The sequence below is a fragment of the Paenibacillus kobensis NBRC 15729 genome (assembly GCF_004000825.1).
Taxonomy (GTDB): Bacteria; Bacillota; Bacilli; order Paenibacillales; family Paenibacillaceae; genus Paenibacillus_T; species Paenibacillus_T kobensis.
This window is the reverse complement of the sequence record NZ_BILZ01000042.1, coordinates 19254-31576: the sequence shown is the minus strand read 5'-3', so window position 1 is coordinate 31576 and position 12323 is coordinate 19254. Positions and strand designations below refer to the sequence as shown.

The following is a 12323-nucleotide window of genomic DNA, read 5'->3' as shown; positions in this document are numbered from 1 at the left end:
TCCAAAATGATGGTTACTGCTGCACCGACACGTTAATTTACTGTGCCGACACGACGATACTATCGACATTCGGTCCTTCCGTCCCGGTCGTTAAAACTTGAAGCGCATTGGTTCCGCTGTTCATCGGTACCTGGATCGTCTTTTCTCCCCAGGCCGTCCAACTGCCTGTCGCGGAAAAAGCGGCGTTACTAATCACTTTCGTCCCATTGACGTAGACGTCCAGATTTCTAGTCCCTGATGCCAGTGCGTACCGGAATTTAATATTCTTCGTTCCCGTCACGCTGCAGTAGATGCTGTTCCACTGAATAGCTGCACCCGATGAAGCATTGAAATTGACATATCCAGTACCGTTATAGCCTGCATTCGTCGTTTCAACGGCAGCGTTCGTCAAAGCTGTGCCCGCTTCCGCTTCATAGGTAGTACTGCTGCCGGTACTGCCTGTGCTGCTGCTAATATCGCTTACGAAGGTCGTTACACTTTGGGCTGGAAGTTGAGCCGTGAATGCACCGCCCGACACATTGATGGATGTTCCCGCTGCCACATTTCTGCTTCCGTCCGTTACCCATGCCGATACCTTCGAAGCCGTTCCATTTTGCAGAACGAATCTTTGGTTCGCAGCAGATGCACCCCGATTAATTGCAACGATAACGACCTTGTTATCGCCTTTATAAGCAGACACGAAAACATTGGTATCCGGGTTTTTCGTTGCATCGACCCTTACATATCCGGGACGAACGAATTTCGAGAATTGGGCCATTGAATAACCGCGTTTGCTGATCGTGCCATCTTCTTTCATCGGACCATATTGCCTGCGGATATACCACCACACGTAGGTTTGGAAATCGCCTTCAACCATCGCATTGTGCATATGGTAGGCTACATCTAGCGCCTCAGGCCAGCGATCCGCCGAGTTATCATCACTATTCGGATAATACACTTCCGTCATCCAGAGCTCCTTGCCTCCGCCTTTCTGCTTGAAGAGCGGGTATGCGAAATCACTGAACTTCGTACCGTAAGTATGCGCGCCAAGGATATCCATATTAGCCAAGGCCTGCGGATCGTTAAGGATGGGGTCAGACATGTTTTTCAGGTAGGAAAATGACTCCGGAGCTATTACCTTGCAGTTGATAGAACCTGCATTTTCTTTCATGAAACGAAGCATCTCCTGCGGCGTCCACCATGTCCAAGTGTGTGCATAATCAGGCTCATTCTGAACCGAAATCGCATACAGATTTACGCCATTATTTTTCATATAAGATACAAAATCATTTAGATGCTGAGCATAATTGTCGTACATATCGTATCGAAGCCGCTTAGCCGTCGTATCGCCATTGCGATTGAACGTCTCCGTCATGTTAGCAGGCGGATTCCAAGGCGAAGCGAACACGATTGCGCCGTGCTCAATTGCGTACTTAGCGGTTGGCACTTCTTTATACCAATTGTTGCGGTTCTCGTCGACATAGATCCTCAAGACGGTGAAACCCAACTGATTAACACCATTCCCGAAAACGTTTTCTCTTTGCGCAGCAGTCAAATCGCCCGCCCAAGCCGGATGGTTGATACCGCCGAAGCCGCGAATCAATTGCTTCTCTGCCGATAGATTAACCGTAACATCACTTGCAGCCGAGACCTCTGTAGGGTGCGGCACGGTTACCAGGAGCGACAACGCAGTAACGCATGCCAGCAACAAACAAATCGACTTTCTTACACCTGTTATCATTACTTCATCTCCCTTTTTGTTTATCTCCGCTTTACAAGAGCTTACAAAACAGAGCTTAGTCTCTCATTCTCCTCCTTATAAGGTCTGTTTCTCATTCGGATCATGCATCGCTAAGACGTTTTTCAGTTCTCCCTCCCTTCACCTTCGTCTTGGAATACCAGTGTTACAATTAGATACTAAAACGCATTCATTTCCAATTAAATAGATTTTTTTTTACTTTTGTTTCACTTTTTTGTCCGATTGTACGAGAAAGAGCAAGCCATACGAACTCCGCATCGCGGACGCTGACCCATACTCTTATCCACGAACAGTCTTACCGTTTCTAAATTGCATATTGGGGAAAGAAGCGCCTGCGATCTCATGTTCCGGTATCGCCTCTTCAATCTCCCTGACATCAGCTTCAGTCAGATGAATATCAAGTGACTGCAAAGCATCTTGAAGATGTACCGGCGATACGGTACCTATGAGCGGTTTGATTTCTTCACCTTTGGATAATATCCAGGCGAGCGCCAGTTGAGATAACGTCATTTGTTTTTTTACGGCAATCTCACCGAGTTTCTTGGCCAGAGCAACATTTTTCTCTATATTCCCTTCAAAAAATAACGGGATGTAGCCGCCTTTGCTTTTATGGATCCGCTCCTCTGTCCAGTTACCGGCAAGAAGTCCATGAGCCACCGCACCAAAAGCAACAACACCGATCCCCAATTCCCTTGCAGTCGGCAAAATCTCTTTTTCGATGCTACGGTTAAAAAGGGAGTACTCGGACTCCACCAAGCTGATCGGATACGTCGCATGCGCTCTTCTCAACGTCTCTGCATCGACCTGACTGACTCCAATTTCCCTGACATAGCCGGCCTTAACCAGTTCTGAAATGGCACCTATCGTTTCTTCGACAGGGATACCCAGATCGATTCTTGCGGGCTGATAAAGGTCAATATAGTCGAGATTGAGTCGTTTGAGCGAATAAGCAAGATAGTTCTTCACATGATTGGGGGAGACATCCAATCCGTAAAGGGAGCCGTCAAGCGTGTTTAATGCTCCAAACTTTAGCGATATATAATAGTCTTCCCTTTTGTATCCCTTCAGCGCATCGGCGATGACCATCTCGCTTCGGCCTGCACCATAAAAATCCGCCGTGTTGAGATGATTTATTCCACTCTCGAAAGCGGCATGAATGGCGGCAATGCCAGCACTTTTGGCAGCCTCATTGACATTTGACATATGGCCGCAGCCAAGACCGATTCTTGATAGCTCCAGACCGTTTCGTTGCTCCTTCATTATGACAACCTCCTGAATTTTATTTCACTAAATATGTAGCCATCTACACATTTGTTTAAAAAAGAGAACCATGACAAATTCCGTGATCAATTCTTCCGATTTCGAGAAGGCATCGCTTCTCCCGTTAATAAATTGTTTGGCTTTGGCCGTGACATTAAATTGTGTAGATGTCTACACTATATGTTCGGTTTTTCGTTTTGTCAATGATAAGCTTCAGATGTATCGTTGTGTTGTCGAAGAGGTTACCTCATAGTTCAATTCTGTAATATGTTTCACTGCCCAACCTTGATGTTCATGGAATAAGCAATTAATCGCTTCAGTTGGTTCAATCCATCGCAAATAATGCCCTTCTTCTGTTGGATTACCTGATTGTTCACCCCTATCACATTGATAAAAGTGACCTTCATTAAGATAATATTTGAACTCGTTAGAGGAGTAAAAATATCTCCGAGCACATCCAATATAACGGCCTACTTTAACCTGCATCCCCATCTCTTCTTGAGCTTCCCGTATTAAACACTCCTCATGAGTTTCATTGTTTTCTATTCCTCCGCCCGGAAGAAAATACTTGCCGTCAGCTGTTTGAATAACAGCGATTTTATCTTTCTCTTTGTTAAACATCAAACAATAAGCGGCAGGTCTCAATATGTATTCATTGCCTTCTTCTTTTAGGCCAAAGGTAATGATGGATGACACAAAATTATTCCCCCTTAACCTCCATTTTTCGTAGAACAACACTTGGAGTTATCAATCATTGCTCAAACCACTCGTTCTTGTCTTGGTCCATGACCTCTCATTGTATAAGTTCATTAATCTTGAAAATGCCTTTCTGATAGCTTATTCGCGAGTATTTGAATCAACTATTGCTTACCTGTTAAGAGATGGTTCTATTGACGAAACTTTGCGTAGCAAAGCGATCATACTGACGACGAACATAACCGCATTATCTGCAACGTTGATCTATTTACCAACATTAACCCAATTAACTTTTCCTCCATCTAAGTCCATGCCTAAATCTCTGGTATTGAGTAGTAATGGAGTGGAGTATAAAAGGTTATCTTTAAGTTTAACGTCAGCGTCGTAGTATTCTAGTATTTCCTCCACATCTTTAAGACAGGCTTCTTTATCTCCACCAAGCAACCAAACATTCTTACTTTCTAATTTTTAAACTCAGAAACCATATCACCAATTAATTCGATGGCTCTATTGTCCCTAAGTTTATGAACAACACTTTCAGAAGGTGTTTTCCATACCCAACCATTCTCAATTACTTCATAATTCTCATAATCATCTCTCGAATATATGTAATTGATGTTGCAACTGATTTTCTGAACAACAACGTCTGCGATTGCTTCCATCCAATCAGGAATATGAGCAGCGCTATTTTCAACATCAACAATAACAATAATTCTTTCCCATGTTTTTCTCGTTTTTTGTATATACTTCTTAATTTCTTCAATATATTCCAAACTGTATCCATTTGCAAATTGTTGCTGAACGTCACAAATTACAAGAGTCCTATTATTCTTTTTCATTTTCCACCTCCTGTTAGCATTCCCAATATTTTACCACTAAAGCACCGTCGGAGGGAAAAAATTCGGAAACTGAACGTCATTCATCACCTTGTCATTACGACGAATCATGGAGGCTTTACCTTTGTGGTGGCAGATTCCTTCCCATTAAGCGCAGCCGGCGACGGCGGCCGTCACGAGGAGCTGTAGTTGGTTCTGCTGGTGTTCCGGAGGAAGCCGGGCTTCCAAATCGGTACGGCCGGAGATGGCTGCCGACTTATAAAACGAGCCCCTAGAAAATGTACTTGTTTTTTGTTTAAACCACTTATCTGAAAAAGCGCTTCTTGTTAAAATTAATAGAAAAGGTGGTGTGACAAATGTCAGAAATGGATTATTGCACATGCAAGGAAATTAAAGGAGTCCATTCGGTTCAGACGGATCGGGGATATTGGGACACATGTAACGGCTGCAATAAACCACTGGAAGAGGGATTTCACTACGATGACGAACCTGATCTGTATTAGAATAGCATGAACCGGATTTCCCGCGGCGAGGCCGGCGACGGCGGCCAGCACGAACAGCTACAGTACGTGCTCCCTGTGCTTGGGACGAAGCCGCGGTTCCTGTTCGGCGCGGCCGGCTTGAGCTGCTCCTGCTTCTCTCCAAAAGCGCCGGGCAGCTGGGGCGTCGACCAGCTGCTTCGCAGGCTTTAGTCTAATACTATTTTTATCCCTGACAATTTTCATTACCGAAAACCACGTAAAATCAACAGCTCCGGTCAAATACTTTATTGTCTTCTTTCAGTATTAGGCGGGAATTGATTGAGAAGATCATTCACATTGATTGACTTCGTTCATAACCTGATGATGAATATATGCAAATTGCATAGCAGTCTTTTGATTATCAGGCGCGCCATTAAATTTTTCATACACAGGTTCCGATAATAAGTCTCCATACTCTCTCTTCAAAGCCAAGAAAATAGCATCAACATCAATAACGCGCTGTAATTTCATATATTGGTCTCGGTTGAACTCACCTATCCTCTCTTGGCCGGACCCAACTGAATAATATCGTGGCAAATACCGGAATAATAGATGTGACACATTATGAACGTCTTCTTCGAACGTTGATTGTAAATATTCATTTGTCCCTTCCCAGTCTCCGAATTTCACCCAAGTCTCTAATAAGTTTACTGGATTTTCTTCTTGCATATAAAGAATTCCATCCGAAGCACGCTGCTTGATTCTCGTAACTACAACAAGCCCAAGATAATATTCTTCTTCAACCGTAAAGAGCGCTTCGTTATTTGTTATATTATCATCTCTTACTGACAGCATCTTATGGAAACATAAGGTTGTGTATTCAAGAGATTTAATTTCATTTAGTATTACTTTTGCTGCATCTAACCGAGTCTCTCCTGGGTCTATCGTTTTCAATAAACTAATGATGAGTGCAATAGATCGAGAACGCGATGTTAAAAAAGAAAAAACTGCTGTTTCATCCGGGAATAAATGTTCGGTATGAGCAATGGCTTTAGCTAACATTATGCCGGCTTCTGGAGTAAGTTTTTCTTTGAATTGTTGAAGTTTTTCGATAAATCGGCTCGGCTGCATTCCTTCTATTAAATCCAGAAGTTGTTGTACGGCTTCTTCTAGGGATATATCGTTTAAGGCATTAAAGAAAGAGGCTAATATTAAATCGGATATATCGTTCTTAGGGATAGCATATAAAAAGTATCGTGGGAAATATTGTCCAGTACCAATTCGTTTCTCGTTTAATCCGTCAGAAGGTCCACGATTATTGAGCCATCTCTTATTACTCTCTAGAAACGCATCCACTTTAGGGAATAGCTCAGTAAGTAATGACTCTGCACACTTTTGGTCAGTTGAAGATAGACCATTGAATCCTTGTCCTATTAACTCCTTCTGCTTCGCCACATCTCCCCTCATCCGATTCATTCGATGATTATCAACATATAAACCAGGGTTTGTTCGGATGTGATCATAGAGCTGAGGATAAAAGATACGGATACCCTCAACTAACATTAGATCAACTGGATTTACCTCGTCCTTTAAAATTGGCAGAGCAAACATGAGAGCATTACCATAACGTTTTGCAATTCTAGGGGTAAGCAGTCGGTTTTGAAGTCCCTCCACAAAACTACGAACAAACGACTCTACTTCATTTTGAGTCAATTCAATACCAGCGATACTTAGCGCCTCATCAACCCCTTCAAAACAATACGATCGAAGCGTATCTTGATCGGCTAGCGGTAGATGTAATGGCACTTGAACGATTTTCTCGAGAAAGTGTCTTCCGGCCTCTATACCTCCTTCTCCGTACTTTTCGCTCAACGCGGCGGCGACCATTTCCTCATCAAAAGCAAGAACATAGGTGGTGTGAGCAAAGTCACCTGTTAACTTTACCAGTTTAAATACGGTTTGAATCTCTGATTTGTCCAGACGATCAATATCATCCATAAAGATTACGACTCGCTTTTGTTGTTCCTTTAGTAGATTTTCGAGTCTAGAACGATAGTCATTTATATCCGCTGCGTTCATTGCCTTGCCAATTCCGGTGACGGTATCACCCATGGCCCAAGGAGATGCCAGAAGAGAACCATACTTTTCTAACCAACCACCGATTTTTTCTTTATATGTCGTTATAGATTGTTCCAGTGATTCTGCAAGGATATTAAAGAAGTTTTGTACCAGTTGTGTTTCTGTTCCAAATAGCCAAGGATTGAAGCGAATTACGATGACATGATCATGATCATCTAATTCTCGGTGTATTAGGTTTACTACAGAAGTTTTACCGTCACCCCACGCTCCATAAATTCCAATAACAATGCTGCCGGGATCACGACGAGAAGCGATTGTGCGTGCAACTCTCTGAGCAAATGGCCATCGCTGGAACCGATCTAGTTTCGGATCTTGAATAGGTGCGTCGGTAGTAAATGTTCGATTATCTTGATTGGGGGCCATACCATCGTCCTTTCTAATCGTGACTTGTCTTAGATATCATTTTACAGAAAAATGAATTGATCCATAACCCATATTCAACCTATAAACTCAAACGAGCCATATGTTTGCAGTTCATATACCCTCGGTAGTACAACGGATAACTTATGTTATCTAAAAGATATGCATTGAACTACAGCGTGTCGCTGTCCAGCAGATGCCTCTTTGTACCAGGGATTCTTCAATATATTTTTTTCACCACCGCGGAGTTGCAGTTCGTGCTCCTGGTTCTCCGGAGGAAACAAATTCTAACACCACACAACGACGAAGAGACGCGTTCTCACCTTGACATCCCCCTCCCCAAATGTTTAGTATTAGGTATTAGTATCTGGTACTAATAATTTATGTGATTAAGGGTGATCGTCATGCCAACAAACTCTTCCAACTCCGGCCTTCGTTCGAATGCCGTCCTTACTGCCATCGGCTCCTATGTTCCCGACTCCGTGCTGACGAATGCGGATCTGGAACGTATGGTCGATACGAATGACGAATGGATCATTCGCCGTACCGGCATCGCCGAGAGACGGGTAACCGCGCCAGAGCAATACTGCAGCGACCTGTGCATCGAAGCGACAGCCGATCTTCAACGCAGATATAACGTGAAACTAGACGACGTCGACTATATTATTGTTGCAACTACAACAGCGGATATGCCGTTTCCTTCCGTATCGGCACGCCTTCAAGAAGCATTCGGCATCGAAGCGTGCGGAGCGATCGATCTGCAGGCGGCATGCGCGGGCTTTACGGCAGCGCTGCAAACGGCGAACGGTCTTCTCTACTCCGGCGCGGCACGCAAAGTGCTTGTTGTCGGAGCCGATACGATGACCAAAATTACCGATTACACCGACCGTACGACGTGCATTCTGTTCGGCGACGGCGCGGGCGCCCTCCTGCTCGAAGCGGATGACAGCCGTGATGGCGACTTGCTCGCCTCTCATTCGGTTACGACAGGTTCAGGCGGACATCAAGTGTATATGACCGGCTTATCCCAGTCGATCGGCGAGCACCAGCTGTCGAACCCGGGCAAAATCGTGCAGAACGGCCGCGAAGTGTACAAATGGGCGGTCAGCACCGTGCCGGACGGGATCGAACGAATTTTGAGCAAAACAGACTACACGGTTGCCGACATCGATTGGTTCGTGCCGCACAGCGCGAACATGCGCATTATCGAATCGATCTGCGAACGGAGCGGCATTCCGGTCGACCGGACGCTCGTATCGCTCGTGCAATACGGCAACACTTCCTCCGCTACCATTCCGCTGGCGCTCGATCTTGCTGTGAAGGACGGCCGGCTCAGCCAAGGGCAGCTCGTTCTTATGTACGGCTTCGGCGCCGGACTTACGCAAGCGGGCGTGCTCATGCGCTGGGGACTGCCTAGCGCAGAATAATTTCAACTCTCTGCTAAATAGAACAAGAAAGCCGCAGAACAGTCGAATGACTGCCTGCGGCTTCTTCATTTTCGCCTAATCGTCTTAATGTGTCGCCATATACGTCTTCAGCCATTGCATAGCCGGCCGCTCCGTACCGTTCGAGTTCACCAGATGCGTATTGGCTTTCCACGTCTGGCCTTGGATATAGCCCCACAATGTAATGCCTTTGACGTTCGGATTCTCCCACAATACCGGGAATTTCTCTTTGTAACGCGCCAACTGCGTCGCATCGTCGCCCGTCATATCGAGTTCGGATACGTAAATCGGCAGTCCTGTTGCCGACAGCGTACTCAGCACGCTGTTCATCGTCGACACGGATACGGTATCCATGTTGAATTGGTGGCACTGGATGCCGATGCCGTCAACCAAACCTCTGCTCTTCAGCAGATTAATGATCTTGACGTAGTTGGCCGCTGCCGTCGGGTCGCTAATGATGCCGTATTCATTAATGAGCAGCTTGGAGTTCGGGAACGCTTTGCGCGCTTCTTGGAACGACCAGATGACCCAGTCCCAACCGGTCGAGCCGTCGCCGCCGATGGCGTTGCGGAACGAAGGCTTCGCATGAAGCGGTTCATTCACCACATCGACGAATGCAGAGTTTTTATAACGCGCGCCCGCCGCCGCAATCCACTGTTGAACCTCTGCCTTCTGGTCCGCAGCGGACAGACCGCCGATCCAGCCCGGCTCTTGGCTGCCCCATACAAGCGTATGGAACTTGAACTGGAAGCCTTTGCTCTGCGCATAATTATAAGCCGTGTCGGCTTGCGACCAGTTCATCGTGTTGCGAGTGCCTTCGACGGCCCCCCATTTGGTCGAATTCTCGGGCGTCACTTGATTCCAATAGGTTGCAAAATTCGATGGCACGCTGCTGGCAATGATGTTGCCGAGAAACTTGCTGCGGGCAAGTCCGGCATCGGCGGTGGCTGCCACCAAGAACGACAGAATCGATACGGCTGCGACCAGCACCGTAATTTTTTTAAAGCGTGTTACGTTGAACATAATCAAACATTCCTCCAATTCAATTAGATTCGTTCCTTTGAACAACAAATGAATATCGGTTTACGAATTCCCTCCTCCCACGAATTGAATGCGCTTGCAAAAAGAATCATAACGCGTTCCTTTTTCGGATTCACTGTAGAAACTATGGTTTCTACTCCAAAAAATAAATGCAATATTTGCATAAATATCCGTTCATATCAAGCCGATCCACTCCCGCATCGCTTCCGCTCTTCGCCCTCTCGGGCCTGGCTGAACGCGAATATTTTAGTTAGTAAGCGCTGCATAGCGCCTTATGTTCAGCCCAATTCTTTCACAACGGGAAGGCAGGTGAACGTTATTGAAATTGTTGTTCACTTACTTCGTGCCCAGCGGGGGCATCGAGACGTTGAACCGTCACCGGGCGCGCGTGCTGCGGAGAATCGGGATCGAGAGCCACCTGCTCTATCTCTGGCAAGGCGCCGGCGAACAAAATTTGATTCACGGCGATATTCCTTACCTCGTTACGAACGATGACCGCCAAATCGCGGAGCTGCTGGCAACGCACCGATATGACGCCGTTATTGCCTCTTGCGATCATATGATGCTGGAGCGGATACGAGGAAACGGATATTCGGGACCGATTCTGTACGATGCGCAAGGGCTCGGCAGCCGGGAGGCGGCTGCTTCGACGCTGCTGAAAGCCGCCCCCTTCATTCGCAGATATGCCCGGGCCATCATCAGTCCCCAGACCAGCCACTTGATGGAGCTGTTCAACTGCAGCTATCCCGATCTTCCCCGGTTTTATTTGCACAATCCGTTCGACATTGACCGCTTTCATTACCGGACTACGGCCGAGACGAACCTTGGCGGAGCACCGGTTGCCGCTTGGATCGGCCGGCTGGAGCGCAACAAAAACTGGGAGCTCTATCTGCGCATCTGCGATCAGCTTGCCCGCCGAATCCCGAACTTGCAGCTATGGATGTTCCTCGACGCGACGATCGGCGATCGAGAAGATGCCGCTAGATTCCTTGCATTGGCTGATCAGTTGCAGCTAACGTCCCGAATCCTGACGCTTTCGAACGTGCCGCATGCGCATATGCCGGGATATTTGTCCGCGATCGGCGACAGCGGCGGATTGTTATTATCGACCTCCGGAACGGAAGGGTTCGGCTATGCCGTTGCGGAAGCGATGAGCTGCCGCTGTCCGGTCGTTGCAACCGATTCCGACGGCGTACGGATTATGATCGAGGATGGTCGTACCGGTCTGTTTTTCCGGTCAGGTACGGTCACGGAAGGGGTCTCTCAGTCGCTGCGTCTGCTTGAAGACCGCTCATTCGCTTCTTATTTGAGAGACGAAGCTTACCGGCGTCTGACGACTGAATTTCATCCCGACCGTTATTGTGCGGACATGGCCAACATTTTAAGGGCGCTCGGCATTATGACTCCCTATTGATCCTTTCGTTAATCCGCATGCCTCAATCCGCAACCGCTTGCATCTCTCTCACTCTCCAAAATAGATAGATGCCGCATACCATTCGACGTGTCCACCCCGCTCTTACTCTCGTATAGTAAAGAACAAGAAGAGAAAGGACGGGGTGTTTCCCTATGCGGCCGGCTGTCAGCATGCCTAAAGTGTCGATTATTATCCCTTTTTATAACGACCCTTATATTGATGAGGCAGTAATGAGTGCGATCGGACAAACATACAAGAACGTTGAAGTGATTGTCGTCGATGACGGCTCCACCCGCCATCAAGAGAAGCTTACTCCCTATTTGAACCGGATCCATTATGTTGGCAAAGCGAACGGCGGCACGGCTAGCGCGCTTAACTACGGCATGACTCTGGCAACGGGCAAATACGTCACGTGGCTTAGCTCCGACGACCGTTTCAAAGGAGATAAGGTGGCGAAGCAGGTCGCCTATATGGAAAGGACGCTAGCCCAGATCAGCCATACTGACTACGATCTGATGAATGAATTCGGCGCCGTCTACGAAACGCAGGTCGCTCCGAAATTCCATTCCGCCAAAGCGTTTATTTCCTCTTTGCTGGACGGCTGCATGATTAACGGCTGTACGGTCATGATGACGAAGCAGCTGTTCGTCAACATGGGAGGCTTCAACGACCGTCTTCCCTACACGCATGATTACGAAATGTGGATTCGGGTCGTTCTTGCCGGAGTCGACTTTCATTTCGTTAATGAATCGCTAACGATCTACCGCCGGCATCCCGGCATGGGAACGGTTCGGCACTTCCAGACCGTGCTCGCGGAAGCTAACGCTGTAACGAATCTCTATCGTCATGCGCTGAACGCCTTAATCGCCCGCCTCCCCGGCTGACCGTTTCTTGCTGCTGCATTTGTCTGCCCGCTTGCGAAGGAGGAGGTTA

Annotated in this window: 10 protein-coding genes; 4 read left to right on the top strand and 6 right to left on the bottom strand. The window is 47.0% G+C overall.

What is annotated here, in order from left to right:
- Window positions 1–37: 37 nt before the first annotated feature.
- The 4 genes from PKO01S_RS20575 to PKO01S_RS20560 all read right to left on the bottom strand — a co-directional run bounded on the left by PKO01S_RS20575 (window position 38) and on the right by PKO01S_RS20560 (window position 4533).
- The gene (locus PKO01S_RS20575; protein WP_127533323.1) at window positions 38–1720 is read right to left on the bottom strand and encodes a carbohydrate-binding protein; all 1683 of its coding nucleotides are present in this window, start codon (window positions 1718–1720) and stop codon (window positions 38–40) included.
- 297 nt (window positions 1721–2017) lie between these two features.
- Window positions 2018–2998, bottom strand: a complete 981-nt coding sequence (locus PKO01S_RS20570; protein WP_127533322.1) for an aldo/keto reductase — start codon at window positions 2996–2998, stop codon at window positions 2018–2020.
- Window positions 2999–3211: 213 nt separating this feature from the next.
- Entirely contained in the window at window positions 3212–3694 is a 483-nt protein-coding gene (locus tag PKO01S_RS20565) for an NUDIX hydrolase (protein WP_127533321.1), read from the bottom strand.
- A gap of 461 nt (window positions 3695–4155) precedes the next feature.
- A complete protein-coding gene (locus PKO01S_RS20560; protein WP_127533320.1) occupies window positions 4156–4533 on the bottom strand; it encodes a hypothetical protein in 378 nt (125 codons plus the stop codon).
- 506 nt (window positions 4534–5039) lie between these two features.
- On the opposite strand from PKO01S_RS20560, the gene PKO01S_RS20555 reads away from it, so the two are divergent.
- The gene (locus tag PKO01S_RS20555) at window positions 5040–5222 is read left to right on the top strand and encodes a hypothetical protein (RefSeq protein ID WP_127533319.1); all 183 of its coding nucleotides are present in this window, start codon (window positions 5040–5042) and stop codon (window positions 5220–5222) included.
- Between the two features lie 117 nt (window positions 5223–5339).
- Here PKO01S_RS20555 and PKO01S_RS20550 read toward each other — a convergent pair whose 3' ends face one another.
- Window positions 5340–7493 (bottom strand): KAP family P-loop NTPase fold protein, encoded by a 2154-nt coding sequence (locus PKO01S_RS20550; RefSeq protein ID WP_127533318.1) that lies wholly within the window; start codon window positions 7491–7493, stop codon window positions 5340–5342.
- Window positions 7494–7894: 401 nt separating this feature from the next.
- Between PKO01S_RS20550 and PKO01S_RS20545 the strand changes: the two genes are divergently transcribed.
- Entirely contained in the window at window positions 7895–8917 is a 1023-nt protein-coding gene (locus tag PKO01S_RS20545) for a ketoacyl-ACP synthase III (protein ID WP_127533317.1), read from the top strand.
- Between the two features lie 84 nt (window positions 8918–9001).
- Here PKO01S_RS20545 and PKO01S_RS20540 read toward each other — a convergent pair whose 3' ends face one another.
- Complete coding sequence (locus PKO01S_RS20540; protein ID WP_127533316.1) at window positions 9002–9958, bottom strand: endo-1,4-beta-xylanase; 957 nt, start codon at window positions 9956–9958, stop codon at window positions 9002–9004.
- Between the two features lie 337 nt (window positions 9959–10295).
- Between PKO01S_RS20540 and PKO01S_RS20535 the strand changes: the two genes are divergently transcribed.
- Window positions 10296–11390 (top strand): glycosyltransferase family 4 protein, encoded by a 1095-nt coding sequence (locus tag PKO01S_RS20535; RefSeq protein ID WP_127533315.1) that lies wholly within the window; start codon window positions 10296–10298, stop codon window positions 11388–11390.
- 152 nt (window positions 11391–11542) lie between these two features.
- Window positions 11543–12274 carry a glycosyltransferase gene (locus PKO01S_RS20530; protein WP_127533314.1) on the top strand — a complete coding sequence of 244 codons (732 nt, stop codon included), beginning with the start codon at window positions 11543–11545 and terminating at the stop codon, window positions 12272–12274.
- The last annotated feature ends 49 nt before the right edge of the window (window positions 12275–12323 follow it).